This is a genomic window from Saccharothrix isguenensis, from assembly GCF_052936305.1.
In genome coordinates, this window is sequence record NZ_CP193626.1 from 6,567,901 (window position 1) to 6,594,259 (window position 26,359).

At 72.5% G+C, this 26,359-nt stretch carries 29 protein-coding genes and 1 pseudogene; 14 read left to right on the forward strand and 16 right to left on the reverse strand.

Annotated features, from left to right (window positions below; all coding sequences use genetic code 11):
* Positions 1–51 precede the first annotated feature (51 nt).
* Genes ACRAKI_RS29340 through rimP form a run of 3 tightly spaced genes read right to left on the reverse strand, consistent with a single transcriptional unit; the run spans position 52 to position 1,962 of the window.
* A complete protein-coding gene (locus ACRAKI_RS29340) occupies positions 52–477 on the reverse strand; it encodes a YlxR family protein (RefSeq protein ID WP_447003724.1) in 426 nt (141 codons plus the stop codon).
* The gene (gene nusA / locus ACRAKI_RS29345) at positions 419–1,441 is read right to left on the reverse strand and encodes a transcription termination factor NusA (protein WP_447003725.1); all 1,023 of its coding nucleotides are present in this window, start codon (positions 1,439–1,441) and stop codon (positions 419–421) included. The genes ACRAKI_RS29340 and nusA overlap by 59 nt, the downstream gene beginning before the upstream one ends.
* Positions 1,438–1,962, reverse strand: a complete 525-nt coding sequence (gene rimP, locus ACRAKI_RS29350; protein ID WP_447003726.1) for a ribosome maturation factor RimP — start codon at positions 1,960–1,962, stop codon at positions 1,438–1,440. Before rimP ends, nusA begins: the two co-directional genes overlap by 4 nt.
* Before the next feature lie 148 nt (positions 1,963–2,110).
* Between rimP and ACRAKI_RS29355 the strand changes: the two genes are divergently transcribed.
* Both ACRAKI_RS29355 and ACRAKI_RS29360 read left to right on the forward strand, forming a co-directional pair.
* A complete protein-coding gene (locus ACRAKI_RS29355) occupies positions 2,111–2,554 on the forward strand; it encodes a hypothetical protein (RefSeq protein ID WP_447003727.1) in 444 nt (147 codons plus the stop codon).
* Positions 2,551–2,985 carry a ferritin-like domain-containing protein gene (locus ACRAKI_RS29360; protein ID WP_447003728.1) on the forward strand — a complete coding sequence of 145 codons (435 nt, stop codon included), beginning with the start codon at positions 2,551–2,553 and terminating at the stop codon, positions 2,983–2,985. The genes ACRAKI_RS29355 and ACRAKI_RS29360 overlap by 4 nt, the downstream gene beginning before the upstream one ends.
* A gap of 83 nt (positions 2,986–3,068) precedes the next feature.
* Here the strand turns inward: ACRAKI_RS29360 and ACRAKI_RS29365 are convergent, their stop codons facing one another.
* Genes ACRAKI_RS29365 through ACRAKI_RS29375 form a run of 3 tightly spaced genes read right to left on the reverse strand, consistent with a single transcriptional unit; the run spans position 3,069 to position 5,689 of the window.
* Positions 3,069–3,824, reverse strand: coding sequence for a hypothetical protein (locus ACRAKI_RS29365; protein WP_447003729.1), 756 nt, complete (start codon positions 3,822–3,824; stop codon positions 3,069–3,071).
* Positions 3,825–3,849: 25 nt separating this feature from the next.
* Positions 3,850–4,857 (reverse strand): aminotransferase class V-fold PLP-dependent enzyme, encoded by a 1,008-nt coding sequence (locus ACRAKI_RS29370; RefSeq protein WP_447003730.1) that lies wholly within the window; start codon positions 4,855–4,857, stop codon positions 3,850–3,852.
* Between the two features lie 46 nt (positions 4,858–4,903).
* Positions 4,904–5,689: an SDR family NAD(P)-dependent oxidoreductase gene (locus tag ACRAKI_RS29375; RefSeq protein ID WP_447003731.1), complete on the reverse strand. Its 786-nt coding sequence runs from the start codon at positions 5,687–5,689 to the stop codon at positions 4,904–4,906.
* Positions 5,690–5,764: 75 nt separating this feature from the next.
* Between ACRAKI_RS29375 and ACRAKI_RS29380 the strand changes: the two genes are divergently transcribed.
* Positions 5,765–6,172 carry a YjbQ family protein gene (locus tag ACRAKI_RS29380; RefSeq protein ID WP_447003732.1) on the forward strand — a complete coding sequence of 136 codons (408 nt, stop codon included), beginning with the start codon at positions 5,765–5,767 and terminating at the stop codon, positions 6,170–6,172.
* On the opposite strand, the gene ACRAKI_RS29385 is transcribed toward ACRAKI_RS29380, so the two are convergent.
* On the reverse strand, positions 6,068–7,099 hold the full coding sequence (locus ACRAKI_RS29385; protein WP_447003733.1) for an ABC transporter permease: 1,032 nt from the start codon (positions 7,097–7,099) through the stop codon (positions 6,068–6,070). The two genes, ACRAKI_RS29380 and ACRAKI_RS29385, sit on opposite strands and share 105 nt — an antisense overlap.
* Before the next feature lie 127 nt (positions 7,100–7,226).
* On the opposite strand from ACRAKI_RS29385, the gene ACRAKI_RS29390 reads away from it, so the two are divergent.
* From ACRAKI_RS29390 to ACRAKI_RS29400, 3 genes are read left to right on the forward strand one after another with little or no spacing between them, the layout of a single operon-like run.
* Positions 7,227–8,165: a hypothetical protein gene (locus ACRAKI_RS29390; RefSeq protein ID WP_447003734.1), complete on the forward strand. Its 939-nt coding sequence runs from the start codon at positions 7,227–7,229 to the stop codon at positions 8,163–8,165.
* 4 nt (positions 8,166–8,169) lie between these two features.
* A complete protein-coding gene (locus tag ACRAKI_RS29395; RefSeq protein ID WP_447003735.1) occupies positions 8,170–8,892 on the forward strand; it encodes a hypothetical protein in 723 nt (240 codons plus the stop codon).
* Positions 8,889–9,602 (forward strand): HAD family hydrolase, encoded by a 714-nt coding sequence (locus tag ACRAKI_RS29400; protein ID WP_447003736.1) that lies wholly within the window; start codon positions 8,889–8,891, stop codon positions 9,600–9,602. The genes ACRAKI_RS29395 and ACRAKI_RS29400 overlap by 4 nt, the downstream gene beginning before the upstream one ends.
* A 25-nt stretch (positions 9,603–9,627) precedes the next feature.
* Here ACRAKI_RS29400 and ACRAKI_RS29405 read toward each other — a convergent pair whose 3' ends face one another.
* Positions 9,628–11,373 (reverse strand): proline--tRNA ligase, encoded by a 1,746-nt coding sequence (locus ACRAKI_RS29405; RefSeq protein WP_447003737.1) that lies wholly within the window; start codon positions 11,371–11,373, stop codon positions 9,628–9,630.
* 651 nt (positions 11,374–12,024) lie between these two features.
* Here ACRAKI_RS29405 and ACRAKI_RS29410 point away from each other — a divergent pair.
* The 5 genes and pseudogenes from ACRAKI_RS29410 (at position 12,025) to ACRAKI_RS29430 (ending at position 16,299) form a co-directional block, all read left to right on the forward strand.
* Positions 12,025–12,378, forward strand: coding sequence for a VOC family protein (locus ACRAKI_RS29410; protein WP_447003738.1), 354 nt, complete (start codon positions 12,025–12,027; stop codon positions 12,376–12,378).
* A 532-nt stretch (positions 12,379–12,910) separates the two neighbouring features.
* Complete coding sequence (yaaA, locus tag ACRAKI_RS29415) at positions 12,911–13,654, forward strand: peroxide stress protein YaaA (protein WP_447003739.1); 744 nt, start codon at positions 12,911–12,913, stop codon at positions 13,652–13,654.
* A 25-nt stretch (positions 13,655–13,679) separates the two neighbouring features.
* Positions 13,680–14,350: pseudogene (locus tag ACRAKI_RS29420) on the forward strand (GlxA family transcriptional regulator); the annotation flags it as partial.
* 52 nt (positions 14,351–14,402) lie between these two features.
* The gene (locus tag ACRAKI_RS29425) at positions 14,403–14,924 is read left to right on the forward strand and encodes a hypothetical protein (RefSeq protein WP_447003740.1); all 522 of its coding nucleotides are present in this window, start codon (positions 14,403–14,405) and stop codon (positions 14,922–14,924) included.
* A 397-nt stretch (positions 14,925–15,321) separates the two neighbouring features.
* Entirely contained in the window at positions 15,322–16,299 is a 978-nt protein-coding gene (locus ACRAKI_RS29430; protein WP_447003741.1) for a serine protein kinase RIO, read from the forward strand.
* On the opposite strand, the gene ACRAKI_RS29435 is transcribed toward ACRAKI_RS29430, so the two are convergent.
* Positions 16,262–16,651, reverse strand: a complete 390-nt coding sequence (locus tag ACRAKI_RS29435) for a TetR-like C-terminal domain-containing protein (RefSeq protein ID WP_447008554.1) — start codon at positions 16,649–16,651, stop codon at positions 16,262–16,264. The genes ACRAKI_RS29430 and ACRAKI_RS29435 overlap by 38 nt on opposite strands.
* A 28-nt stretch (positions 16,652–16,679) precedes the next feature.
* Between ACRAKI_RS29435 and ACRAKI_RS29440 the strand changes: the two genes are divergently transcribed.
* The 3 genes from ACRAKI_RS29440 (at position 16,680) to ACRAKI_RS29450 (ending at position 19,746) form a co-directional block, all read left to right on the forward strand.
* Positions 16,680–16,877 carry a hypothetical protein gene (locus ACRAKI_RS29440; RefSeq protein ID WP_447003742.1) on the forward strand — a complete coding sequence of 66 codons (198 nt, stop codon included), beginning with the start codon at positions 16,680–16,682 and terminating at the stop codon, positions 16,875–16,877.
* Positions 16,878–17,065: 188 nt separating this feature from the next.
* On the forward strand, positions 17,066–18,559 hold the full coding sequence (locus tag ACRAKI_RS29445) for a DEAD/DEAH box helicase (RefSeq protein WP_447003743.1): 1,494 nt from the start codon (positions 17,066–17,068) through the stop codon (positions 18,557–18,559).
* A gap of 521 nt (positions 18,560–19,080) precedes the next feature.
* Positions 19,081–19,746 (forward strand): hypothetical protein, encoded by a 666-nt coding sequence (locus ACRAKI_RS29450; protein WP_447003744.1) that lies wholly within the window; start codon positions 19,081–19,083, stop codon positions 19,744–19,746.
* On the opposite strand, the gene cobA is transcribed toward ACRAKI_RS29450, so the two are convergent.
* From cobA to ACRAKI_RS29485, 7 genes are all read right to left on the reverse strand, one after another.
* Positions 19,691–20,908, reverse strand: coding sequence for a uroporphyrinogen-III C-methyltransferase (cobA, locus tag ACRAKI_RS29455; protein ID WP_447003745.1), 1,218 nt, complete (start codon positions 20,906–20,908; stop codon positions 19,691–19,693). The genes ACRAKI_RS29450 and cobA overlap by 56 nt on opposite strands.
* 45 nt (positions 20,909–20,953) lie before the next feature.
* Positions 20,954–21,676 (reverse strand): PIG-L deacetylase family protein, encoded by a 723-nt coding sequence (locus ACRAKI_RS29460; protein WP_447003746.1) that lies wholly within the window; start codon positions 21,674–21,676, stop codon positions 20,954–20,956.
* Between the two features lie 10 nt (positions 21,677–21,686).
* Positions 21,687–22,034, reverse strand: coding sequence for a hypothetical protein (locus tag ACRAKI_RS29465; RefSeq protein ID WP_447003747.1), 348 nt, complete (start codon positions 22,032–22,034; stop codon positions 21,687–21,689).
* A 66-nt stretch (positions 22,035–22,100) separates the two neighbouring features.
* Positions 22,101–22,889 carry a S1 family peptidase gene (locus tag ACRAKI_RS29470; RefSeq protein WP_447003748.1) on the reverse strand — a complete coding sequence of 263 codons (789 nt, stop codon included), beginning with the start codon at positions 22,887–22,889 and terminating at the stop codon, positions 22,101–22,103.
* Between the two features lie 103 nt (positions 22,890–22,992).
* Entirely contained in the window at positions 22,993–24,243 is a 1,251-nt protein-coding gene (locus ACRAKI_RS29475; protein ID WP_447008555.1) for a cobalamin biosynthesis protein, read from the reverse strand.
* 5 nt (positions 24,244–24,248) lie between these two features.
* Positions 24,249–25,091 (reverse strand): bifunctional cobalt-precorrin-7 (C(5))-methyltransferase/cobalt-precorrin-6B (C(15))-methyltransferase, encoded by an 843-nt coding sequence (locus ACRAKI_RS29480; protein WP_447003749.1) that lies wholly within the window; start codon positions 25,089–25,091, stop codon positions 24,249–24,251.
* Position 25,092: 1 nt separating this feature from the next.
* Positions 25,093–26,352, reverse strand: coding sequence for an SAM-dependent methyltransferase (locus tag ACRAKI_RS29485; protein ID WP_447003750.1), 1,260 nt, complete (start codon positions 26,350–26,352; stop codon positions 25,093–25,095).
* Positions 26,353–26,359 lie beyond the last annotated feature (7 nt).

Consider the following 26,359-nt stretch of genomic DNA (forward strand, 5'->3'; position numbering starts at 1 on the left):
GTCGACCTCGTCTTAACGTCGCGCGTTCATGTCTTCAGCTTCACGGCTGACTCATGACGGGTCGACCTGCTTCCTTGCTTCCTGCTGGTCACGGGGCGATCCCGCGACCTCCTTCCCACACTGCGCGAGGTGACCGCGCACACCTTCGACGTCGAGCGGCCCCTGGACCCTGAAGGCCCGGGGGAACGCCCGTCGCTTCTCGGCGTTGCGGAGGCAGTCCGGATCGGGGTGCAGCCATGCTCCCCTACCAGGCAACCGTCGACGCGTGTCCGGGACCACTGTCCCGTCCACGACCACCACGCGCAGCAGCTCGGAGGGCAACGTCCGAGTGCGGCACCCTATGCACGTACGAACCGGGCCGATGTGCGCGAATTCCGATCCCCGACGTTGAACCACTGAGAAGTCTATCCCCTGTTGCCTAGTCAGCCGAACCGGATGTCGATGCGCCCGCCGGAGCGGCCCCGCCGGCCTCCGCATCACTGCGGATGTCGATGCGCCAACCGGTGAGCCTGGCGGCCAGCCGGGCGTTCTGGCCCTCCTTGCCGATGGCGAGGGAGAGCTGGAAGTCCGGCACCACGACCCGGGCCGTCTTGGCGCGCTCGTCGAGCACCTTGACAGAGACAACCTTCGCCGGTGACAAGGCATTCCCGACGAACGTGGCCGGGTCGTCGGAGTGGTCGATGATGTCGATCTTCTCGCCGGCCAGCTCGCTCATCACGTTCCGCACCCGCGCGCCCATCGGGCCGATGCACGCGCCCTTGGCGTTCACGCCGGCCACCGACGTGCGGACCGCGATCTTCGAACGGTGACCTGCCTCACGTGCCACCGCGGGGATCTCGACGGTGCCGTCCGCGATCTCGGGCACCTCGAGCGCGAACAGCCTGCGCACCAGGTTCGGGTGCGTGCGCGACAGCGTGATCTGCGGGCCGCGCGTGCCGCGGGACACACCCACGACGTAGCACTTGAGCCGCGAGCCGTGCTCGTAGGTCTCACCGGGCACCTGCTCGGCGGGCGGCAGCACGCCTTCGGTGTCGCCGACCTGCACCACGACCATGCCGCGCGCGTTCGCACGGGCGTCGCGCTGCACCACGCCGCCGATGATCTCGCCCTCCTTGGCGGAGAACTCGCCGAACGTGCGCTCGTGCTCGGCGTCGCGAAGGCGCTGGAGGATGACCTGCCGGGCGGTGGTGGCGGCGATGCGGCCGAACCCCTCCGGGGTGTCGTCCCACTCCTCCAGCACCGTGCCGTCGGGGTTCAGGTCCTGCGCGAGCACGCGGACCAGGCCGCTCTTCCGGTCGATCTCCACCCGCGAGTGCGAGTGGTGGCCCTCGGTGTGCTTGTAGGCGGTCAGCAGGGCGGTCTCGATGGCTTCGAGAACCGTGTCGAAGGGGATGTCCTTGTCCCGTTCGATCGCCCTGAGAGCGGCGATGTCGACGTTCACTCCGACTCCTCCTTCAGGTGCTTGCCTTCTAGGAGCGCGAGCTCTTCGACCGGCGGCTGCTTGAACTCGACTTCGACGACGGCGCGCTCGATCGTCTCGTACTCGACGCGGCGCAGCTCGCCCTTGACCAGCAGCACGACGCCGGTGTCGTCGGCCTCGCCGACCCGGCCGAACCACTCGACCTGATCCGGCTGCTTGACCTTCACCAGGCGCAGCCGGTTCCGCTTCCAGTGGCGCGGCCTGGTCAGCGGGCGGTCCGCGCCGGGCGAGGTGACCTCGAGCGTGTACGACCCCGCGATCAGGTGCTCGTGGGCGTCGAGCGCGGCGGACACGGCGCGGCCGGTCACCGCGAGCTCGTCCGACGTGATCCCGTCGTCGCCGTCCACGACCACCTTGACCAGCCTGCGACGCCCAGCCTGGTTCACGTCGAGCAGCTCGAGGTCGAAGCCGAGAGCCTCGACCACTTCCCGCACGACGGGTGCTAGCTGCGCGGCGAGTTCTCCGCGCGGCGGGCTGGACACGTGGTTACTCCAAGTTCTCTTCGAGTGCAGAGGGCACGGCAACCCCGGCCGACGCTGCACTTCGCCGGCCGTGGTCGTTCAGACTATCTCGTTCGGCGAGGTCCCACGTGCCACGGGCGGAGGCCCGCCTCTGGCAGGATCGGCACACGTGATCGGAAGAACGGCGTTCAGCAGGCGCGGAGTGCTGCTGGCGGCGGCCACGGCGCCGCTGGCAGTCGCGTGCACCACACCCCCACCCCCGCCACCACCACCGGACCCGCTGTCGGAGCTGGTGAGGACGGCGCTGTCGGACGCCGCGCTGGCGACGGCCGTGGGCGCGTCCGAGACGGCCGAGGCGCGGGCCGAGCACGCCGCGCGGCTGCGGGCGGAGGTGGACCGCGCGACGCCCCGGGTGCCGGGGTCGTCGTCGCCGCCGTCGCCGTCGCCCTCGGTGGCGCCGCCGGTGGGCGCGACGCGGGAGGCGCTGGTGCCGGCGCTGCAGGCGGCGCAGAAGCAGGCGGGTGAGCTGGTGGCGACGACGGAGTCGTACCGGGTGGGGCTGGTCGCCTCGGTGGCGGCCGGGTGCGCGAGCCTGGTGGAGGCGCTGTCGTGAGCGTGGAGTCGATGCAGGAGGCGTTGCGCGCCGAGCACGCGGCGGTGTGGACGTACGGGCTGGTCAGCGCGTTCATCTCGGTGCCGCAGCAGGTGGCGGAGGTGGCCGACGGCGCGAACGCGCACCGGGCGCGGCGGGACGTGACGGAGCGGTGGCTGCGCGACGCCGGGGCCACCCCGCAGCCGCCGGCGGCGGCCTACCTGGCGCCGCAGCCGGTGGACAGCGCGGCGGCGGCGATCGCGGCGCTGGTCTCGGTGGAGACGGACGCGTGCGTGGCCTGGCGCGGGGTGTTGGAGCGGACCGAGGACGGGACGCTGCGGAAGTCGGCGCTGGACGCGCTGACCGTGTCGGCGGTGCGGGCGACGCGGTGGCGCAAGGCAGCCGGGCTGACGCCGGCGTCGATCGCGTTCCCGGGCGCCGGCGTCGGCTGAGGCCGCCGGGTTCCGGCGGGTCGGCGACCGGAACTCCAGGTCGGGGCGTCAGCTCGGGGTTGGTTCCGGGGTCGGTTCGGGGGTCAGGGCTTCAGGTCGGCGGCCAGGCGCATGGCGTCGTTGCTGATCCGCTTCATGAGCTGGTTGTGCCTGGTCTCGTCGGGACCGTGCACGGCCGTGTCCGACTCGATGATGATCACGTCCAGGTCGTGCTGCTCCGCCGCGAAACCGCCCTTGCCCAGCGTGGTCATGTCCGGCACCCGCACCGCGCCGTCCTTGACCAGGTCGTTGACGTTGCCGGTGCCGTCGCGGGTGGTCAGGTCCTTGAGCTTGGCGGCGTCCTCGACGGTCTTCATCCGCACCACCGACACGGACGTGTAGACCTTCACGCCGTCGGGCGTGGTGGTCGTGTACAGGCCGCGAGTGAGCTGCTGGCACGGCGTGGTGGTCAGGAACTGCTTGGTCGTCCCGTACGCGTGCGGCGCGCAGCTGCTGTCCTTCAGCGGCTCGGGCACGTCCGGCGACTTGACGAACGTGAACTCGCCCTGCGGCGAGGACGTCGGCGTGGGCGTGCCGGTCTGCTCGGCCTTCGGCATCACGACCAGCCAGACCAGGCCGGACACCACCGCGACACCGAGCAGCCCCAGCGCCTTGAGCACCAGCCCCCGGCGCGAGGGCCTGGGCGCGGGTGGCGGGGACGGTGGCGGGGGTGGTGGGGGTGAGTTCAGCAGCGAGTCCAGCCGACCGATCTCCGACCGCCACAGCGGCGCCGTGTCCGACGTCCGGATGGGCGGAATCCGCTGCGTCACCTCTTCGGGTGATTCGGGAGGAATCGACACAAAGAGTCACGGTAACGGACGAGGGTCAGTCGAGCGCCCTGAGCACCAGATCGACATCCGGCACCGCGTTGTACAGGTGAAACGCCAACCGGACCCGGCCGGCGCGCAGGCTGGACCGCACTCCGGCGGCGGCCAGCCGGTCCGCCGCGGCCGGCAGGTCCAGCGACACGATCGCGGACCCGCGCGCGGGCAGCCCGAGACCGGCCAGGAGCGTGTCGGCCAGCGCCACGTTGTGGTCCCGGATGGCCGCCAGGTCGAGCGACGCGAGGTACGTCAGCGACGCCGCGGCACCGACCTGGGCCAGCCAGCCGGGTGAGAGGTCGAGCCGCCGGGCGTCCGGCGCGAGCCGCAGCGGCAGCCCGTACACCGTGGTCCAGCGGTCGTCACCGGCGTACCAGTTCGCCGCGACCGGCACCGTTCGCTCCAACGCGGACGGCGAGCACGCAAGCCACGCGCACCCCCGCGGCGCCATCAGGAACTTGTAGCCGACCGCCACCACCCAGTCCGCCCAGCCCAGGTCGAGGGGCAGCCAGCCGACCGCCTGGGACGCGTCCAGGAGCACCGGCACGCCGGTCGAGCGGAGGCCCCCCAGGTCCACGACCCGCCCGTCGACGGACTGCACGACGCTCACCGCGACGAGGTCGTGCGACGCCGCTTCGGCGACGATCTCGTCCAGATCCACTTCGGTGACCCGCAAGCCCCGTGCGGCGAACGGGAACGTCAGGCTGGTGAACTCGCCGCGGGCCACCAGGACGGACGAGTCGGCGGGCAGGCTCGCCGCCACCAGGGACACCAGCTGGGAGCCCGACGCGCCCGTCGCCACGCGTTCCGCCGGCACGCCCACGAGTTGCCCGAACGCGGTGCGCGCCGCGGTGACGTGGGGGTCGAAGGCGGCGGGGTCGTCGAGGCCCGAGGACCACCGCCGCACGGCGTCCGCGACGGCGGAGGCGGCGGGTGCGGGCGGCACGCCGATGCCGGCGGTGTTCAGGTAGCCGCGGGGGACGTCGAAGGTCGTGCCGAAGGCTGAGCGCATGACCCCATCACAGGGGCTCTCCGGCCCACCGTCCACCGAGAGCGGCTCAGCGCAGGGTGATCACGTTCCGGGTGACCTTGGCCGCCGCGTCGGAGCACAGGAACGCCACCACGCCGGCGACGTCCTCCGGCTGCGACACGTCGTGCTGCGCGCGGACCGCGTCGTTGACCCAGCCGGTGTCGGTCACGCCCGGCTTGACCACGTTCGACGTGATGCCGTGCGGCCACAGCTCGGCCGCCGCGGACATGGCGTAGTTGTCCAGCGCCGCCTTGGCCGCGCCGTACGACACCTCGCTGGGGAACCCGAGCGGCCCACCCGACGTGAGGCCGACGATGCGGCCCCAGTTCCCGCCGCGCGCGATGTGCCGCCGGGCGAACTCGGCGATCAGCAGCGCGCCGGCCCGCGCGTCCACGGCGAACTGCGCGTCGAACGTCTGCGGCGTCACCGCGTGCAGCACCCGGCCGAACTGGTCGGTCCCGGCGGCCAGGAACGTGTCCTGGACCCAGCTGGACGCGTTGTTGACCAGGATGTCCACCGGCCCGAAGACCTTCTCGGCGGTGTCGAACAGCAGCGACGGCGCGAACGGGTCGGTGAGGTCCGCCTCGATCGCGTGCGCCTTGCCGCCCGCCTCGACGATGGCCGCGACCACGTCGTCCGCGCCCGACTCGCGGGCGGTGAAGTACTCCGGCGGCAGGCTCGGGTCCGACTGGGGCACGAAGCGCAGGAACGTGATGACGACGTTCACGCCTCGTGCCGCGAGGGCCTTGGCGGTCGCGGCGCCGATGCCCTGGTTGGCCCCGGTGACGATCGCGGTGTGGATCACGGTGCGCATCCTGCCTGATCGGGGGACGGCGTCGCAGCGCATTTCCGGGCGGCCGGGCGCACGTCGTTCGTAAGCTCTCAGGTCATGCGCAGTGAAGAGATCGAGATCCGCACGGGGTCGACCGAGGTCGTGCACGACCTGACGCGCGCCTGCGAGGACTTCCTGGCCGACGTGGACGGCGACGGGCTGCTGCACGTCTGGGTGCCGCACGCGACCGCGGGCCTGGCGGTGCTGGAGACCGGCGCGGGCAGCGACGACGACCTGCTGGCCGCGCTGCGCGAGCTGCTGCCCGGCGACGGTCGGTGGCGGCACGAGCACGGGACGCCCGGTCACGGCCGTGACCACGTGCTCCCCGCGCTGGTGCCGCCGTACGCGACGATCCCGGTGCTAGGCGGTGTGCTGGCGCTGGGCACGTGGCAGTCCGTCTGCCTGGTCGACACCAACGTCGACAACCCCGTCCGCAAGGTCCGCCTGTCCTTCCTCGCCGGGTAGGAGCAGGACCAGCAGGCCCACGGCGGCGAGCCCCACGAACACCCACACCTGGGCGGACTCCGGCGACCCGCCGTTCAGCAGCGCGCGCAGGCCCTCGGCGGAGAACCGGAACGGCGTCCAGGACCACAGCAGGGCGCGGTAGACGGGGTCGAGCAGTTCCGGCACCTGGCCCGCGACGGCGGGCGCCATCAGGTACATCGGCCCCAGCACGGCCATCGCGCGGATGCCGAGCACCCGCAGCAGCGCACCCTGGACCAGGGCGAACGCCCCGCCGAGCAGCGCGAGGTAGCCGAGCACGTCCCAGCCGAGCGGCAGCGCCGAGTCCCACAGGGCGAAGAAGCCCGCCACGACCCCGACACCCAGCACGGTCGCCGTCGCCGCGCCGACCAGCCTGCCGACCCTGTCCGGCCCGCGCGCCAGCACCGTGAACGCCGCACCGGCGACCAGACCCGTGATCCACAGCAACGCGCTCGCGGCCAGCGGCGCGGTCCGGCCGGCGGCCGACGCCGGGTTCAGCGTGACGACCTCCGCCCGCATCCCCGCGCCTTGCACGACGCCGGCGAGCACCTGCTGGGCGACCTGCGTGCCGGACGGGTTCACCGCTCCGGACAGCACCACGGTCGCACCGTCCGGCGCCAGTTCGAGCACGCCGTAGACCTCTTGGCGGGACAGCAGGTCCCGCGCCTCCTCAGGTGTGGCCACGCGCCACGTGACCTCCGCCGCGCCGGCGCCGGCCAGCTCGTCGGCGACGCCGCGCAGCTGCGGTGGCGCGTCGGGGCCGACCGCGACCGCGAGCGGCACCGCCTCCGGGTGCACCGTCGCTTGGACGCCGAACGTCACCAGGCCCAGCACGAGCGCGATCAGGGCGCCCACCACGGCGGTGGCCGCGGCGATGACCGCCGGCGGCCGGTCGTGCAGTGCGGCCATGGTCGTCCTCCTCGGTAGTTCATCAGTTGTTGAATTCGACGCTACGCCGGACCGGCGAGGGAAGTCAACGCGTGCTGAATTGTGCGGAGAGACCCGGGACGCGGAATCGGCACGGTACGGTTTCGCCGTGACTCACCCAGGTGACGGCCAGTCCGGCTGGGGCGACCGGCCCGGCCAGGGCGACTGGGGGCCGCAGGACCACGGCTATGCGCAGCAGGGCTACCCGCCGCAGGGCTACGGCGGTTCGTACGGCGGGCTCGGCGTGTTCTCCGGCGGTGACGGACCCCCGCCCGAGAACGACAGGACCAAGCTCTGGCTGGTGATCGGCGCGGTCGTGGTCGTGCTCGTCGGGGCCGGCGTGACGACGTACGCGCTGACCCGCCCGGACGACCCGACACCGGTCGCCCAGAACACGAGCAGCAGCACTGCCGCCACGACGACGACCACCGCTCCGAAGACCACCACGACGTCGAAGACGACCGCGCCGAGCGAGCCTAACGCCACCTGCGAGCCGGTCCGGACCGGCTGGAACTGCCTGCCCGTGCCGGGCCTGTCGTACAGCTACGACGTGCCCAAGGGCTGGACCCCCGCGAACGGCCACGCCGTGGTCAAGGGGATGACGGACGTGAAGCTGACCGGCCTGACCGTCATCGGCGCCTACGACTGCGAAGGTCGGAGCTTCACCCGCGGCGGCGCGGGCGGCGTCGTGGTGGCGCAGACCGACCTGGCCGAGGTGGCGACCGAGTTCGCCCAGAAGCTCGGCACCCAGTTCTACCAGTCGGCGCCCCAGTTCGACGTCGAGCTGAGCGCCCCCAAGCCGGTGAAGGTCCCCAACGAGCCGGCCGAGATCGAGGGCGTGCAGGTCGACGCCACCATCACCACGTCCGGCGACAAGTGCCTGGCCACCAAGGGCATGGTGAAGGTCCTGGTGCTGCGCGGCGACAAGGGTTTCCACGTGTTCATGGCCAACGGCGACCTCGAAGGCGGTCCCGCCGAGCCCAAGCCGCCCACGGAGGCCGACCTGCAGGGCATGGTCGACTCCGTCCGCGCGCTGAGCCGGAGCTGAGCCCGTGAGCTACTCCGGACTGGGCCTCTACCAGCAGCAACCGCCGCCGAAGCCGCCGAGCCGCGCGCCGTTGTGGATCGCGCTGGCCGTGGTCGGCGTGCTCGCCGTCGGCGGCGGCGTGACGGCCTTCGCGGTGCTGAACTCCGGGAGCGAGGCCGCCCCCGCGTCGTCCGCGACGACGCCGACGTCGACCACGCCGTCCGGGCCGGACTGGCAGCCGCTGGAGGACACCGAGTCGAACCTGGCGTACGAGCTGCCGCCGTCGTGGGAGTCCACCGGCGGCGGCGTGTCCGGACCCGTGCGGATGTCCACGTCGTACGTGTCCCGGCCGTTCCAGTGCCAGGGGCGCAGCATGATCCAGGCGCAGGCGATGGCGGGGTCGATCGCCGACGACGACCTGGAGAAGGTCGCCACCGACCTGGTGAACCGGATCGCGGCCGGCGGGTACACCGTCAACGGCGAGCCGCCCGAGATCGCCGAGCCGCGGGTGGAGTCCGGGTCCGGGGACTCCGCGGACGCCGACGTGGTCCGGGTCAGCGTCGAGGTGACGCCGAAGTCGGCCAGCGCGTGCTACGCGCCCAAGGCCACCGTCAACGCGGTGGCGCTGCGCGACGGGAACAAGACGTCGGTGTTCGTGCTGAACGTCGCCGAGGGCGGGCCGCACGTGGCCGAAGGGCCGTCCGACGACGACGTGGAGCGGATCCTGGAGAGCGTGCGGCTGTCGTGAACACGTTGGTGCTGTGGGACATCGACCTGACGCTGATCGACGCGAGAGGACTCGGGCAGGCCTGGTACCGGACCGCGTTGCGCGCGGCGGCAGGCCTGGACCTCGTGCACCTGCCCGACTTCGGCGGTCGCACCGAGCGCGCCATCACGCTGGAGATGTTGACGTCGCACGACCTGGAGCCCACCGACGAGCTGGTGACGCGGCTGCACGCGGAACTGGTCGACGTGGCCGCTCGGGAACGCCACCTCCTGCCGTCGCACGGCCGGGTGCTGCCGGGCGCCCTGGCGGCGCTGGAGGCGTTGGCGGCGCAGGAGAACGTCGTGCAGTCGCTGGTGACCGGGAACCTGGTCGAGATCGCCCGGTACAAGCTGGCCGCGTTCGGGCTGGACGAGCACGTGGACTTCGAGATCGGCGGCTACGGCACGGTGTCCGAGCACCGGCCCGCGCTGGTGCTGGAGGCGGTGCGGCTGGCATCGGCCAAGCACACCCGCGAGTTCCGGTCCGTGGTCATCGGCGACACGCCCCACGACGTGGACGCCGCGCTGCACCACGGCGCCGTCGCCATCGGGGTGGCGACGGGCCGCAGCAGCAGCGCGGAACTGCGAGAGGCCGGTGCGCACGTCGTGCTCACCGACCTCTCCGACACAACAGCCGTGCTGGCGGCCGTGTTGGGCGGCCGCCGCTCCGGGGACGGCGGCTCGGTCGCCTGAAGGCCGCTCGTCCGCGACCTCGCGTTCAGCCCCTGACCACGTCGAGCAGGTGCTGCACGGCGTCCGCGACCGGCACCTCGACCCGCTCGCCCGTGCGACGGTCCTTGACCTCGACCAGGCCGTTCACCAGACCGCGGCCGACGACCAGGATCGTCGGCACGCCGATCAGCTCGGCGTCCGCGAACTTCACGCCGGGGCTGGCCTTGCGGTCGTCCAGCAGCACCTTCAGACCCGCCGCGGACAGCTCCTCCGCGAGCTTCGTGCCGCCCGCCAGCAGCGTCTCGTCCTTGCCCGCGACGACCACGTGCACGTCCGCTGGCGCCACGTTGCGGGGCCAGATCAGGCCGCGGTCGTCGTGGCTCTGCTCGGCGATCGCCGCCACGAGGCGGGACACGCCGACGCCGTACGAGCCCATGGTGATCCGGATGGGCTTGCTGTCCGGACCCAGGGCGTCCAGCGAGAACGCGTCCGCGTACTTGCGGCCCAACTGGAAGATGTGCCCGATCTCGATGCCGCGCGCGGCGACCAGCACGCCCTTGCCGTCGGGCGATGGGTCGCCCTCGCGGACCTCCGCCACGTCGATCGTGCCGTCGGGGGTGAAGTCACGGCCGGCGACCAGGTCCACCACGTGGTGGTCGGCCTTGTCCGCGCCCGTGACCCACGCCGTGCCGCGCACCACGCGCGGGTCGACCAGGTACGTGACCCCGTTGGCCTGCAGCGCCGCCGGGCCGATGTAGCCCTTGACCAGGAAGGAGTTGCGGGCGAAGTCCGCCTCCTCCAGCATCGCGACCTCGGCCGGCTCGACCGCCGCCTCCAACCGCTTCAGGTCGACCTCGCGGTCGCCGGGCAGGCCGATGGCGAGGAGTTCCCACTCCTTCTCGCCGGGCTTGCGGGTCTTCACCAGGACGTTCTTCAGGGTGTCCGCGGCGGTGAAGGTGCGGTCGGTGTTGGCGTTGAGGAAGGTGACCAGCGACTCGATGGTCGGCGTGTTCGGCGTGTGGTGGACCTGCGCCTCGGGCTTCGTCGCCGGGTCCTGCTCGGCGGGCGCGGGCGTGGTGACGGCCTCCACGTTCGCCGCGTAGCCGGACTCCGTGCTGCGGACGAACGTGTCCTCGCCGTTCGGCGCGACCGCCAGGAACTCCTCCGACGCCGAGCCGCCCATCGCGCCCGACGTGGCCGAGACGATGACGTACTCCATGCCGAGCCGGTCGAAGATCCGGACGTAGGCGTCGCGGTGCTTCGCGTAGGACTCGGCCAGGCCCTCGTCGGTGAGGTCGAAGGAGTACGAGTCCTTCATCACGAACTCACGGCCGCGCAGGATGCCCGCGCGGGGGCGTGCCTCGTCCCGGTACTTGGTCTGGATCTGGTAGAGCGTGACCGGGTAGTCCTTGTAGGAGGAGTACTCGCCCTTCACGGTGAGCGCGAACAGCTCCTCGTGGGTGGGGCCGAGCAGGTAGTCGGCGCCCTTGCGGTCCTTGAGGCGGAACAGGTTGGGGCCGTACTCGGTCCACCGGTTCGTCGCCTCGTAGGGCTCCTTCGGCAGGAGCGCGGGGAACTGGATCTCCTGCGCGCCGAACGCGTCCATCTCCTCGCGCACGATCTGCTCGATGTTGCGCAGCACCCGCAGACCCAACGGCAACCACGAGTAGCCGCCCGGCGCGACGCGGCGCACGTAGCCGGCGCGGACCAACAGCTTGTGGCTGGGTACTTCGGCGTCGGCCGGGTCCTCGCGCAGGGTGCGCAGGAACAGCGACGACATCCTCGTGATCACGGTGGGTGCTCCTCGTGGGCGGGTTGTCCGGGAAAGGGTAGTGAACCGGCCCTGATCAGTTCCAACGGGTTCCTCCTGGGTCGGCCGTCGCGCCCGTTCCGCCGTCCGCGAACCTCCTTCGACCGACCGTGAACTCGCGCTTCCCGCGCTCGGGTCCGTGATGGCCTCGGCCCATGGACATCGTTTTCGTACATGGGGCCTGCGTGCGTGACGCGGCTTGGTGGTGGCACCGCATGGTCGAGCCGCTGGAGGCATTCGGCCTGCGGTCGGTGGCCGTGGAGCTGCCGAGCTGTGGGACCGGGGGTGATCTGGAGGCGGACGTGTCGGCGGTGGTCAAAGTCGTGACCGGGCCATCGGTGCTGGTGGGCCACTCGTACGGGGGCATGTCCGGCGCGGTCGAACGGTTGACGAGCAGCCCTGGCGGCGTTCGGCCAGCCCGTGACCGTGGGGGTGTCAGTGCCGTCGACGTACGTGGTGTGCGGAGGACCGTGCCACGTCGCCGGCTGTGCAGCGGGGGTTCGCAGCGAAGACCGATCGGGTGGTTGAGATGGCCGTGGGCCACCACCCGTTCTTGTCCCAGCCGTCGGAGTTGGCGCGGGTCATCGCTTCGTCGGCCGGAATTGTCGGTGGGCCGGTCTAGCGTGCGGCGGTATGACGTTCGAGATCGGAATGATCACCATCGACACGACGGATCCACACCGGCTGGCGGAGTTCTGGACCAAGGCGCTGGGCACGTCGGTGCAGCACGACTGGGAGGAGTTCCTGGTGCTCGCGCCGGCCGGCGGGGTGAGTGGCGTGCAGCTCGGGTTGCAGCGGGTCGACGACCCGACGCCGGGGAAGAACCGAGTCCACTTCGACGCCCACGTGGAGGACCGGGCAGCCGAAGTGGCCCGCTTGGTCGGCTTGGGCGCGACGGAGATCGGCGAACACACCGTCCCGGGTCTGACGTGGACCGTCCTCGCCGACCCGGACGGCAACAGGTTCTGCATCGGCCAACCGGGCTGAGCTGGGCCTGATCCGCTCTCTGACCTGCGGCTTGTCGATCTCGGGGCCACTCTTCCGAGCTAACCGGGGATGAATGGGCAACTTTTCGCGGGCGAGCCGCGTTGCCGGGAAAGAAGGAGGCGGCACGGCGCGGCGGGGACCGCACGGAACGAACCGCAGGGCGCAGGGCGCGGCAAGATCGGACCGCAGGGCAGATCGGACCGCAAGGCTCGACTCGGACTGGTTACTCGGATTGGCTCGCATGGCGCGGACTGGCTCGGACTGGCTCGGACTGGCTCGGACTGGCTCGGACTGCAAGCGCAACTCCGACAGCGAGGGCGACTGCGAGGACGGGGACGACTCGGGCCGCAGGGGAATGGCCGGAGCGCAGGCGGCTGATCGGAGCCCGGAGGGCTCCGCGATCGGACTGCGGAGGCGTCCGCACCGCCGGGTACACCGGCTGTACCTGCCGAGCAGACCTGGACTGTGGGCTGATCCCGTCGCGCCGTGCCGGGGACGCCCGGAACTGCGGAAGCGCCTAGGCTGGCCCGTCGTGTTGGTACTGCTCCCCCCGTCGGAGACCAAAGCCCTCGGCGGCTCCGGTGCGCCGCTAGACCTCGACCAGCTCTCGCACCCCGAACTCACCCCGGTGCGCGGCAAGCTGGTGGACGCGCTGGTCGACCTCGCCGCAGACGTTCCCGCGAGCCTCGCCGTGCTCGGTCTGTCCGAGCGCCAAGCCGGTGAGGTGGAGCGCAACGCGGATCTCCGCCGCTCCCCCACACTGCCCGCCCTCGCGCGGTACACGGGGGTGCTGTACGACGCGCTCGCCCTCGGGTCGCTCACCAAGACCGAGAAGGCCCGTGCCTTCGCTCGGCTCGCGGTGGCGTCGGCGCTGTTCGGCGTCGTCGGCGGGGGTGATCCGATTCCGGCTTACCGGCTGTCCGGCGGGAGCGTGCTGCCGGCGGTCGGGCCGCTCGGCGCGTTGTGGCGGCCGGTGTTGGAGCCGGTGCTGGCGTCGGCCGACGAGTTCGTCGTGGACTTGCGGTCCAGTCCGTACACGTCGCTCGCCCGCATCCCTGGTGCCGCCGTGGTGCGTGTGGTCACCGAGGATGTGAAGGGGCGGCGGAACGCGGTCAGCCACTTCAACAAGGCGCACAAGGGGCGGCTGGCTCGGGCGATCGTCCAGTCGCGGGCCGAGCCGGGCGACCTCAAGGGGCTCGTCAGGGTTGCGGTCAAGGCTGGGATGCGGGTTGAGATCACTGGGTCAGGCACCGCTGATCTGATTGTTGAAGACTGATCGGGCAGGTACTGAGCGGCCAGGTGGGGGCGGCGCCCTCTCCCGAGCCGACCTGGTCGCCGTCCCCGCCGCGACGATCCGCGACGACTACCCACCCGCCGTCGTGGAAGCGCTCCGCGAAGCCCACCGTCGCGGCAGCACGCTGCTCTCCGTGTGCAGCGGCGCGTTCATCCTCGGCACGGCCGGCCTGCTGGACGACCGCCGCTGCACCACGTACTGGCGCCACGTCACCGAGTTCGCCGAACGCTTCCCCCACGCCAAGATCGACCCGGACGTCCTGTTCGTGGACGACGGCGACATCGCGCGACGGCGGCCAACGCCAGTTCGTCGCACTGCCGACCCCGTCGCACCAGGCGGACAGCCTCCAGCCGGTGCTCTCTCGCCTGGCTGCACGACCGCCTCGCCGACGAGCACACCGTCTCCGGCCTGGCCGAGCAGGCGAACATGTCGGAACGGACGTTCGCCCGCCGGTTCGCCACCGAGACCGGCACGACCCCGCACCGCTGGCGCACCAACCAGCGCGTGCCGCGCGCCCGCCAACTGCTGGAGGAAACGCAGCTCACCGTGGAGGACGTGGCCCACCGCTGCGGTTTGGGCACGGCCGCGTTGCTGCGGCACCACTTCACGTCCGTGGTCGGTCTGTCACCAAAGGATTACCCACGGTCGTTTGCGCACCAGTGCCCGCCAAATGCGTGACAGAGGGCAGTGGCCTTTCACCTGTTTGTGACGATAGTGCCAGAATGACCGCGTGAGCCTCGACACACCAGGCGGCACACTCGGCGACCCGCCCGCCGAACCGATCGTTCCCGCGTTACTCAGGGGAATCACCGAAGACCTCCGCACCGACGCACTCGACGCACCGGAGGCGTTGAAGCGCGTGTGGTCCGGGCTCTGCCTCGCCCGCCTGCTCGGGCTGCGCCTCGCCCTCACGGACCGGAAGTGGCGGCAGCGGCAGGTGAACGCCGCGTCGGTGGAACACCAACTCGCCCGCGACCTCGGCACCACGGCGACGTTCGCCGACACCGTGCTGGCCCTCCCCGACGACCTCACACCCCGACCGCTCTCGGAGGATGAGGTCGAGGACGCGGTGGAGGCGTTGGTCGAGTTCAGCGCGGAGGCCCGGATCAGGATGCTCGCCACCGCGCCGCACGCCCCCGAGTGGCACGACGAACGCGTGCTGCGGCACGGCTCGCTGGTGGTCGGCGGGCTGGCCGAGGCCTGGTTGGGACGCCGTGGCAGCTATCGCGTTGATTCCCCCACAGGGCGTTGACCCACGAGGTCAGAGGGCTCCGATCGCGCCGCAACAGCACGACCGCAACAGCAGGGTCGCGACGGCAGGACTGACTCGCGAGGGCGAGGAAGCAAGGCAGGGAGCGACAGGGCGGCGGGGCGGGCAAGGCGGAGAGCGCGGGAGCGCCAGAGATCCAGGGCGACCGGGCCCGGGCGGCCGGGATAAATCGGTTGCCGCGACGCCGGGAGGCCCGGCAACCTGTTCCCGTACGCGCAGAGCGCCGGTGGTGGAGACCACGGCGGAGTCGAGGAGGTGCCAGATGGCGACAGCTGTCCGGGACGTGGCACCGACCCGTCCGCCCGCCCCGCTCTCCTGACGCGAAGGACCACACCGCGCCGGGTGGGGCGATCACTCCCCTTCACCTGGAGCACATCCAGTGCGCGAGCACGAGCAGTACGCAGATTTCGAATCCGAGTTCGACCACGCCGACGACCTCCGGTGGCAGGTCAAGAAGGCCAAGAAGGCCTCGGCGCGCACCGAGGGCGACGTCGAGCCGGGCCGTCGCGGCCGGCTCACCGAAGAGTCCAAGGACCGCCTCGCCCAGATGCGGGAGGACGCGGTCGCGGCGGACGTCCCGCCGGACGGCGACCGGTGGTCCACCTGGGGTGATGCCGACCAGGGCCCGAAGCCGCATCCGTCGTGGCTGGTCACGGACCTGTCCGCGGTGGACCGCGAGCTGGGCGTCGTGAAGACCGGCAAGGAGGCGGACGTCTTCCTGCTGGAACGCGCCATGCCGGGCACCGACCGCTCCTGCCTGATGGCGGCGAAGCGGTACCGCAGCAACGACCACCGGCTGTTCCACCGGGACGCGGGCTACCTCGAAGGCCGCCGGATGCGGCGGTCCCGGGAGATGCGCGCGATGGCGAACCGGAGCGCGTTCGGCCGGAACCTGATCGCCGAGCGGTGGGCGGTGGCCGAGTTCGCGGCGTTGACGGAGCTCTGGCAGTTGGGCGCTCCGGTGCCGTACCCGGTGCAGCGTGACGGCACGGAGCTGCTGCTGGAGTTCGTCGGCGCGGACGGTGCGGCGGCGCCGAGGTTGGCGCAGTTGCGACCGGAACCGGACGAGTTGCTGGACTTGTGGCGGCAGCTCGTGGACGCGTTGAGCGTGATGGCGTCCGCGGGTCTGGGGCACGGCGACCTGTCGGCGTTCAACCTGATGGTGCACGACGGGCGGCTGGTCGTGATCGACCTGCCGCAGGTGGTGGACCTGGTGGCGAACCCGCGCGGGCCCGAGTTCCTGGAGCGGGACGTGCGCAACGTCGCCGGGTGGTTCACCGGGCGGGGCCTGTCGCCGGAGTTGGCGGAGCCCCGGGAGGTCACCGAGGCGCTGTTGGACCTGGCGGGGTTGCGCTGACGGCCGGGCCGACGCGGAACAGGGGCCAGACGACGTCGAAGACGGTGTCCGGCGACCGTGGTTCGCCGGTCGCCAGCCAGTGGTAGACGAGCGGCCCGAACAGCAGGTCGCGCACGAGTTCCGGGTCGGCATCGGCCCGGAGCTCGCCGCGCGCCACGCCGCGCCGCACGACCCGGTCGACCAGGGCGTGCCGGTCGGCGAGGAACCCGTCGACCAGGCCGGGCACCCGTCGCGCTTCGGCGTGCACGGCGAGCACCACCCACGACAGCCCGTCGACGAGCGCGGTCGCCAGGTGGAGCAGGTCTTCGCGGGCGCTTCCGGTGTCGGGGTCCGTCGCGCGCGTGGCGTCCAGCGCGGTTTTCCGTAGTTACACGCCCGGTGTGCTCACCGCGCCGACGGTCATGGCCCCGTTCAGCCTGTGGGCGTTCCACCGGCTCGACCGCGCGGGCATCGCGGCAAAACCCTCGTCACGTGCGCTTTTGTGGTTCCCGGTGATCGTCGGCGGTGCGCGCGGGGTCGCCCGCCTGGTGCTGCGTGTGCGCGAGAACACCGCCGGGGTGCCCGATTCCGCCGAATGATCGGCTAGACTGAGTGGTGCACCGCCCGGTGGCGCCGAAAGAGCGCGCCCCAGGCCGCCAGAGTGGCCGGTGGTGCGTCCCAACCACTATCGGCGCGACCGCGCGCCGGGCCCGTCCCCGCGATCGCGCCTGCTGAAGCAGAGCAATCTCCGAGACGTGCCGTGTCCCGGAGGTTTGTTTTGCCGACAATGTCCCAAGGCCGTTCCGAGCGCCCGCAGTTCCGCACTTCCCGCAGTAACAGGCGCCCAGGCCAGGGCAACCGTCGTCCCGCTTCCGCGGTGGAGCAGGCGACGACCATTCCCGACCACGTCGAGAGCACGATGCCCGAGGGCCCGCTGCCCTCGTTCGCCGAGCTGGGTCTGTCCGACGAGCTGCTCGGCGCCCTCACCCAGGCCGGCATCATCGATCCCTTCCCGATCCAGGCCGCGACGCTGCCCGACGCGATGGCCGGCCGCGACGTCCTGGGCCGTGGCCAGACCGGCTCCGGCAAGACGCTGGCCTTCGGCCTGGCGCTGCTGTCCCGCCTCGCGGGTGGCCGGGCCAAGCCGTTGAAGCCGCGCGCACTGGTGCTGGTGCCCACCCGTGAGTTGGCGATGCAGGTCGAGGAAGCCCTCAACCCGTTCGCCCGTTCGCTGGGCCTCTGGTGCCGCACGGTCGTCGGCGGCACGTCGTTCCCGCGTCAGATCGACGCGCTGCGCCGCGGTGTCGACCTGCTGATCGCGACCCCCGGCCGGTTGTCGGACCACGTCCGGCAGGGCACCGCCGACCTGTCCGAGATCATGTTCACCGCGCTGGACGAGGCCGACCAGATGGCGGACATGGGCTTCATGCCCCAGGTCCGGGCCATCCTCGACCTCACCCCGCAGGACGGGCAGCGGCTGCTGTTCTCCGCGACGCTCGACGGCGACGTGGACAAGCTGGTCCGCCAGTACCTGCACAACCCGGTGGTCCACTCGGTCTCGCCGCCCACGGGCAGCGTCACCACGATGGAGCACCACCTGCTGTTCGTGTCCGCCGAGGACAAGCAGAACGTGGTCACCGAGGTCGCCGCTCGCGAGGGCCGCACGATCATGTTCGTGCGCACCAAGCACCACGTCGACAGGTTGACCAAGAAGCTGCGGTCGATGGGCGTGCACGCGGGTGCGTTGCACGGCGGCAAGGCCCAGAGCGCGCGTACGCGGGTGCTCAGCCAGTTCCGCGAGGGTTCGATGCCGGTGCTGATCGCCACGGACGTGGCGGCGCGCGGCATCCACGTGGACGACGTGAGCCTCGTCGTGCACGTCGACCCGCCGGCCGACCCGAAGGACTACCTGCACCGTGCCGGTCGTACCGCGCGGGCCGGGCAGTCCGGCACGGTCGTCACGCTGGTCACGCACGACCAGCGGCGCACCGTGCAGGGCCTGACCGCGCGGGCCGGCGTCCGCCCGACCTCGACCAAGGTCCGTCCCGGTGACGAGGACCTGGTCCGCATCACCGGCGCGCGGGTGCCCAGCGGCATCCCCGTGGTCGAGCCCGAGGTCCCCGTCCGCGCCCGTCGCGGTGGCGGTGGCGGCGGTCCCCGTCGTAGTGGCGGTGCCGGTGGCGGTGGTTTCCGCGGTGGCCGTTTCGACGGTGAGCGTGGCCGCGGCGGCTCGTCGGCGGGTCGTCCGCGCCGGGTGGCCAGCACCAGCACGCAGCACTAGTTCGCAGCACTGGTTCACAGCACCAGTCACAGCATTTGGTTCGCGGCACTGCTTCACGGCACCGGCCGCGGGCTCGACGGCCCGGAATTGTCGGACCGTCCTGGCAGGATGAAAGCAGGGGTTCCCTTGGCGGGGGACCTCTGCTTTCTGCTTTGCGGGATCGATCGGTGGGCGTCTCAGCAGCATCGCCAGGACGGCGACGAGATGGACACCGGTGACCGGAGCGATCACTCAAGCCGACGCCTGCCCCAGCGCGGGTGGCCTCGACAGGTGGTCTCGCTCGTCGGCCTGGTCCTCGGCCTGACGGTGTACTCGTGGTTGCACAACTCGGCGGGAACGGACCTTGGCCGGCCCCACCCCGGCCAGCCGAACCCACACCGCCACGCCGACCCCGTTCCGCCGGCCCGCCGTTCCGGACGCGGCAATAGCAATTGTCCCACCGGGGAGTGGTGGGCCGCCCTACCTCCGGGCGTCGTGCCCGCACCAGTGATCACAGCGGCGCATCGGTCGAGGCCTGTCCCATGACGAAGACGTGGCACCGGCCGACCCTCTGGTCGGCCGTGGTGATGGCGGTGGGCGCGGCGGGGTGCGCGGTGGCGCTGCTGGTCGACGGGCGGGTGCTGCGAGGGGAATCGGTGTGGGCGAAGCCGTTCGAGTTCGCGGTGTCGCCGGCGGTCTACTCGGCGACCCTGTCGTGGTTGGTGTCCCTGCCGCACAAGGGACGGCGGTGGACCTCGGGGCTCGCCACCGTGATCGCGGCGATGTTCCTGGCCAACATCGTGCTGGCGCTGGTCCTGTCGTTCCAGCGCTTCGGCCGGCCGGGAGCTCTACCTCGCGGTCCTGGGCATGTTCACCGGCTACCTGGTGGTCGGCCAGTTCGACAAGCCGGTCACGGCGGTGGACGGGGGCGGACGGCCGGTCGAGTTGGTCGGCGGGCACGGCCGCCCTGGGGGATCGTGGAACGCGTCCGCACCCGGCTGGTCGTCGTGGCCGCGCTCGGCTACCTCGGGCTGCCGGCGCTGCTCACGTGGCAGGCGTTGCGCGGCGAGTGCCTGGTCCACCCCGGCGGTGCGACGGCGGCCGCCCTGGGCGGGCCGGCCGTGGTCGTCGCCGCCGGGGCGGCCTGGGCGGTCAGGGGCGGAGCGGCAGTTCCTCCGCCAGTCCGGCAACCGGTCCCGCAACGATGATCGCGGGCGGGCGGATGCCGTGCGCGGCGATGTCGGCCGCCACCGAGTCCAGTGTGGACCGGACGACCTTCTGCGTCCGCGTGCTGCCCTCCTGGATCACCGACACCGGGGTGTCACCCGGCCGACCCTCCATCAACGCGTCCGCGAACGCCGCCGCCCGCTCCACGCCCATGAGGATCACGATCGTGCCGCTCAGCCTGGACAGCGCCGACCAGTCGACCAGCGACCGCGGGTCGTCCGGTGCGACGTGGCCGGACACGACCACCACCTCGTGCGCCACACCGCGGTGCGTGACCGGCACGTCCGCCAGCGCCGGCACCCCGAACGCGCTGGTCACGCCCGGCACGACGGTGACCGGCACGCCCGCTTCGGCGCACGCGATCAGCTCCTCGAAGCCCCGGCCGAACACGTAGGGGTCGCCGCCCTTGAGCCGGACCACGAACTTGCCCGCCTTGGCGTTCTCGACCAGCGTGGTGTTGATGAAGTCCTGGGTGGCGGCCCGCCCGTACGGGATCTTCGCCGCGTCCACGACCTCGACGTGCGGGGGCAGTTCGTCCAGCAGTTCACGCGGCGCGAGCCGGTCGGCGACCACGACGTCGGCCCTGGCCAGCAGCCGGCGACCGCGCACGGTGATCAGGTCCGGGTCGCCGGGGCCGCCGCCGACGAGGGCCACGCCCGCGGGCTGGTCGTGGTGGTCGGCGAGGGAGCCGTCGCGCAACGCCGAGAGCAGGCCGTCCCGGACGCTCGCGGAGCGGCGGTGCTGCCCGCCGGCGAGGACGCCCAGCAGCAGGCCGTCGTGCCCGCCCACGGCGGGCGTCACTGCGGTGCCCTTGACGGCCACGTCGGCGCGCACGCAGAACACGCGGCGCTCCTCGGCGTCCGCGGTGACCCTGGCGTTCACGTCGGGTGAGGACGTGCAGGCCAGCACGTACCAGGCGCCGTCCAGGTCGCCGGCGGCGTACTCGCGGGCGTGCCACGTGGCCTCGCCGCCCTCGACGATGCCCTGGACCGCCGGGGTCACCTCGGGCGAGATCACCTCGACCCTGGCGCCCGCCGCGACCAGCCTGGGCAGCCTGCGCTGCGCGACCGTGCCGCCGCCGACGACGACGACCCGCCGACCGGTCAGGTCGAGGCCCACGAGGTAGTGCTGTTCACCGTGCATGGGTAGAAGCATCCACACCGGACATGTCCTGTCCAACCCGGGTGCTCACATCACGAGAACCTCGAACCCGACGGCGAGCCTGCCGCCGAACCGCGCGCTCGCCTGCTCCGCCGCCCGGCGCAGGAAGGCTTCCGGTCGCGCCATGTCTCCGCCCAACGCCTCCAGGTAGGCCTTGTGCTCCCGCAGCGACGCCACACCCAGGTCGAACGTGTCGGTGAGGTCCACCGCGTGCCCCGCGTGCGGGGAGGCGTTGACCGCGACGAACCGCACTCCGCTCCACGGCTCCAGGGCCAGGTCGCGGAACACCCAGCGGTTGGCGGCGTCCCGGACCGCGTCGATGGCGGCCTGGCCCACGACGCGGTGGTCGGCCATGTTGAGGAACCCGCCGGGGAACGTCTCGTGGTGGTTCACGGTGATCACCACCTCGGGCCGGTGCCGGCGGATGGCGGCGGCGATGTCGCGGCGCAGCGCCAGGCCGTACTCGATCGTCCCGTCGGGGTGGTCCAGGAACTCCACCACGTCCACGCCCACGACGGCGGCGCTCGCGACCTGCTCACGCACCCGCAACGGCCCGGCCTGCTCCGGCGGCAGGCCGTCGATCCCCGCTTCACCTCGGCTGGCAAGCACGTACGCGACGTGCTTGCCCTGCGCGGTCCAGCGCGCGATCGCGCCAGCCGCCCCGTACTCCAGGTCGTCGGGGTGCGCGACCACCGCCAACGCCCGTTCCCAGTCTTCCGGCACCGGTTCCAGATCAGGCAGGTCCGACATGCCGACGACGCTACGCCGGCCCGATCGGTGACTGCTGGTCCGGCGCGGGCTCGAGCTGCGCCGACGCGGCCCGGGACGACGGGCAGTGCACGCGGACCGTGCCGCGACCGCCGGAGATGTGGCTCCACGAACTCCCGACGGTCGAGCCGTCCTCGCAGGCGGCGACCAGCCGGAACCTCCCACGCCCTTCGCACCAGCCCCGGGCCGGGTTCCCCTCGACCGACGTGCCGCACGAGTGCAGGCCAGTCGAGTTCGAACCAGTCGAGTTCAAGCCGGCCGGGTGCGGGCCGGTGGACGCGGACGCGACGCCCGGGACAGCGGACAGGACCGCCACCGCGGCGGGCAGTGGAGAGCGCATGCCGCCGATCGAGCGCACCGGACGTGCCCACGGCCGGAACCCGGTCGTGGGCACGTCCGCGCTGGATTACAGCTGTGCGGTGATCGCCGAGTAGTACGAGGCGATCCGCGCGTACACGCCGGGGTAGCCGGCGGCGGCGCAGCCGCGGCCGAACGAGGTGGCGCCGATCAGCTTGCCGCCCGCGACCAGCGGGCCGCCCGAGTCACCCTGGCAGGTGTCCGTGCCACCGTTCGGGTAGCCCGCGCACACCATCGAGGTGGGGCTGTAGTTCGAGTACGCGGTCCGGCAGGTGGCGTCGGACGTCACCGGCACGGTCGCGCCGAGCAGGTAGCGGGACGCCGAGCAGCCGGAGCAGGTGGTGCCCCAGCCGTAGATCCGGGCGCTCGTGCCCGCCGCGTACAGGGCCGTGTCGGACGGGGTGGCCAGCGGCAGGTAGGTGGACGAGATGCTGGTGCCCAGGGTCAGCACCGCGACGTCGTAGCCGGAGCTCGCCGTCCGGTAGCTGGGGTGCACCCAGATCCCGCTCACCGTGACGACGCGGCCCGCCGTGCTCTGCTTGTCGTCCCGGCCGTGCACCACGCGGGTGCTCGACGCGCTGCGCCCGCTCACGCAGTGCGCCGCGGTGACGACCTTGTTGGCGCGGACGAGGGTGCCGCCGCAGAACTGGCCGCCGGTGCTGGTGGCCAGGTACACGACCCACGGGTAGGTGCTGGTGGACACGCGGGTGCCGCCGACCACGTACGGCGACACACCGGTGTCGGAGGTGTCGGCCGAGGCGGGCGCGACGGTCATCAGGGCGATCGCGGCCACGGCCGCGGCCAATGAGGTGATCAGGCGATGCAGGGTTTTCGCCATGTCGATCCTTCCAGGGCAGGGGTGCGCCGTGTCGCGGCGCACACTCCCAGCTAGGACCAAGACGGCGGGCCCGACAAGGGCCTTTAGGCGGCTGCGGACGGCTTCACAGTTGACGAGTGACACCCGTCACGCGAATGACATCCGCGTGAACCGGCCCGGCAACAACCGGTCCGGCGCCCGCGTCCACGAACGCGACCGCCGCGCCCGCCTCGGCCAACCGCACCGCGCCGTCCGTCCGCACCCGCGTGCCGGGCCTGAGCAGGTGCCGCACCTGGGCCACGCAGTCGGCGCTGCCCACCACGACCGAGGCCCGCCGCAGCTCGGCTTCGGCACGCGGTGTGCGTTCGTCCGCGTCACCCGGACCCAGACCCACCAGCGCCAGCCGGCCGCGCGGCAGCACGCGGGCGGCGGCGACCGTCACCCCGGCGCCCTTCACCTTCTCCGCCGCGATCTCCACCCGGCCGCCGCCGGACAGCTGCACCGCGCCGCGCAGCGCCGCCGCCTCGGCCACGCTCGGGATGCCGATGGCGAGTTCGGCCGGGTTCGGCACCGGGATCACCGCCAGCTCCTCACCGGGGTAGGCGAGCAGCGGCGCGGTGGTCGAGTCGTGCCAGAAACCCCAGTCCTCCAGGGCGTCCGCGATACCGGGCTCGGCGACCTTGCGGTCCAGCGTGGCGAACGCCCGGACGGCCCGCAGGTCCAGCCCGCGCTGTTCTTCCAGCTGTGCCAGCGCCGCCGACACGGCCGACGCGGAGACCCCGGTGCTCGACCCGACGCCCACGACGAGCGTGCGCGGCACGATCCGCACCAGGCGCTCCGGCTGCGGCCCCTTGGGCACGCGGTCGTCCAGCAGGACCGTCCAGGCGGACTCGTGGGCGCCGGCGATCACGTTGTCCGGCAGGGCGGGCAGCGGGAAGCCGAGCGGGTTGGCCAGCGTCACCTGCTCGCCCGCCCGCACCGCCGCGCCGCACCCGGCGAGGTCGCCGTCGACGGTGGCGTCCAGCAGCTCCACCAGCTCGTCCAGCGGCGAGTCGGAGGAGGCGGACGTGGTCACCGGTTGCACGTCGAGCAGGTCCGCGACCCGTTCGGCCAACGCGTCCGCGCCGCCCAGCAGCGCCACGGCGAACCCGCCGTCCACGCACACCACGCCCGGGTCGGACCGCTCGTCCCGCAGCAACGGCGCGACGAGCCGCACGGTCGCCTCCGTGCCGAGGAAGAACACCGCCGACCCCAGCCGCGGCCACAGGGCGCGCAGCGCGGGGCCGACCGGCCCGTCCGGCACCACCGCGTCCGGCCCGAGGAACCCGGCCAGCTCGACCGCGGCCCGCCGCCCACGCCCGCCGGCGGCGAACACCCCGATCAAGCCTTCTTCCTTCCGTTCAGCACGGTCACCGGGTTGGTGGCCAGCAACGTGCCGCCGGTCAACCGGGCGGCGGACAGCTGGCTGCCCTCGACCTCGTAGCCGGCCTCCAGCAGCGCGTCCCGCGCCGGCACCACGCGGTCCAGGTCCGGTGTCGCCACCACGATCCGCCGGGCGCCCGACCGCACGCACCGCCGCACGACGTCCGCGCCACCGCCGCCGACGAACACCGCGTCGGGCCGGGGCAGTTCGCCCGCGTCGGCCAGGTCCGCTTCGACCACCCGCACGTCCACGCCGTGCGCGGAGGCGTTGGCGATGATCCGCACGCACTGCACCGGGTCGCGTTCCACCGCGACGACCGCCGCGCCCAGCCGCGCGCACTCGACGCCGATCGCGCCGGGGCCCGCGCCGACGTCCCAGACGAGCACGCCGGGACGCGGGGCGAGCCGGGCCAGCACCAGCGCCCGCACCTCGGCCACCGCGATCATGCCCTCGCGGTGCGCGAAATCGTCGTCCGGCAACGCCCAGCCTTCGCCCTCGGGCGTGAAGTTCTGCTCCGCCAGGCACAGGATCGCGCCCGGCTCGGACCACTGCCGCGCCACCGCGTCCGCCGGTTCCACAGTGGACACACCGGCGGCGGAGGCGACCACGAGAGTGCGCCGCCACCCGGCCAGCCCGAGGGCCAGCTCCGCCGGGTCGGCACCGGACACGACGACGGCGGGCCGTGCCCGGCACACGTTCAGCGCGTGGCGCGGGCCCACCGCCTCGGCGTCCACCACGGTCACTTCGGCCCAGGAACGACCGGCCTCGGTCACGAACCGGTGCAGCGCGACGACGTCCATGTCAGGTGGCGCGCCTGTTCTTCTTGGCCCGCGAGCCGGACGGCTTGCGGGGCGTGGTGCTCGCCCGCACGGTGGGCGGCGTGGGCTTCGCGGCGGCGGCGACCACCGGCTTCGGCCTGGGCTTCGCCTGCGCTTCGGCGGACGCCGGTTCCGCCGCCTCGGCGGGTTCCGTGCCGGCAGGCTCGATGTCCGCGGAATTGATGTCCGCGGGCCTCGTGTCGGCGGGCTTGGCGTCGGCGGGTCGAGCAGGTGCCGGCACGTCCACGAGCAGGTCCAGCACCGGCTCGCGGACCGGCTCCGGCTTCGCCTTCGACTGCCCGGGACGCTTGGTGCGCGCCGTCTCCTGCCAGTCGTGCACCGCCGACCACGCCGCCGCCGAGGGCGACTCCGGCTCCGCCGGCCGACTCTCCGCCGGCGGCCGGTCGTCCGGCGACGCCTGCTTCTCCGCCGGCGGCTGGACATCCAGGAGCGGTGGGACGTCCGCGACCGGCCGGACCCGCTTGGACCACTTCGACGGCCGTGCCCGGCGCACCGGCTCGTCGCCGTCGAGCACCGCGGATCGGCGGCGGGACGCGGACTGCGCGAGCACCTTCCCCACCAGGAACAGCGTGGTGCGGTAGAGCTTGTGCTCCTTGACGCACGCCTCCAGCTCGCCGAGCGTGGTCTGCGCGACCGTCTCGTCCGGCAGGGAAACCTTGTACGCCACCACGACCGGCGTGTCGTCGGCGTAACCGCCCGCGCGCAGCTGCTCGACCAGCAGGCCGGTGCGCGCGCCGGACGCCGAGATCGCCATCGTGGTGCCGTGCGCGGCGAACTCCCTGATGTGCTCGGCCGACTCGGGCCCGACCAGCAGCAGCGACTGGGCGATGTCCGAAGTGGTCAGCTCGCGGCCGACGGACGCCGCGGCGGCCGAAACCTGGGACACACCGGGCACCACGTCGGTCTCCAGGCCCAGCCGGCGGCACACGTCCTGCTGGTCGCGCAGACCGCCCCACAGCGCCGGGTCGCCCGCGTGCAGCCGCACCACCTTGAGCTTGCCCGCCGACGCCCGCCGGTACACCTCGGCCACTTCGGACTCGGCCACGCGGGAGAAGTCGACCAGTTCGGCGTCCGGGCGGGCGTGCTCGCGCACGCACTCGATCTCGACGACACCGGGCGACCACAGCACGACGTCGGCCTCGGCTATCCGCTTCGCGCCGCGGACGGTGATGAGATCGGCGGCGCCGGGACCGGCGCCCACGAAGGAGACCCGACCAGTCATCACAACT

Coding starts and splice junctions, on each gene's coding strand:
- ACRAKI_RS29340 (WP_447003724.1), bottom strand. CDS start 477: ATGCGGAGGCCGGCGGGGCCGCTCCGGCGGGCGCATCGACATCCGGTT.
- ACRAKI_RS29370 (WP_447003730.1), bottom strand. CDS start 4,857: ATGCGCTCAGCCTTCGGCACGACCTTCGACGTCCCCCGCGGCTACCTG.
- ACRAKI_RS29375 (WP_447003731.1), bottom strand. CDS start 5,689: ATGCGCACCGTGATCCACACCGCGATCGTCACCGGGGCCAACCAGGGC.
- ACRAKI_RS29380 (WP_447003732.1), top strand. CDS start 5,765: ATGCGCAGTGAAGAGATCGAGATCCGCACGGGGTCGACCGAGGTCGTG.
- ACRAKI_RS29385 (WP_447003733.1), bottom strand. CDS start 7,099: ATGGCCGCACTGCACGACCGGCCGCCGGCGGTCATCGCCGCGGCCACC.
- ACRAKI_RS29410 (WP_447003738.1), top strand. CDS start 12,025: ATGACGTTCGAGATCGGAATGATCACCATCGACACGACGGATCCACAC.
- ACRAKI_RS29445 (WP_447003743.1), top strand. CDS start 17,066: ATGTCCCAAGGCCGTTCCGAGCGCCCGCAGTTCCGCACTTCCCGCAGT.
- ACRAKI_RS29450 (WP_447003744.1), top strand. CDS start 19,081: ATGACGAAGACGTGGCACCGGCCGACCCTCTGGTCGGCCGTGGTGATG.
- cobA (WP_447003745.1), bottom strand. CDS start 20,908: ATGCACGGTGAACAGCACTACCTCGTGGGCCTCGACCTGACCGGTCGG.
- ACRAKI_RS29460 (WP_447003746.1), bottom strand. CDS start 21,676: ATGTCGGACCTGCCTGATCTGGAACCGGTGCCGGAAGACTGGGAACGG.
- ACRAKI_RS29465 (WP_447003747.1), bottom strand. CDS start 22,034: ATGCGCTCTCCACTGCCCGCCGCGGTGGCGGTCCTGTCCGCTGTCCCG.
- ACRAKI_RS29470 (WP_447003748.1), bottom strand. CDS start 22,889: ATGGCGAAAACCCTGCATCGCCTGATCACCTCATTGGCCGCGGCCGTG.
- ACRAKI_RS29480 (WP_447003749.1), bottom strand. CDS start 25,091: ATGGACGTCGTCGCGCTGCACCGGTTCGTGACCGAGGCCGGTCGTTCC.
- ACRAKI_RS29485 (WP_447003750.1), bottom strand. CDS start 26,352: ATGACTGGTCGGGTCTCCTTCGTGGGCGCCGGTCCCGGCGCCGCCGAT.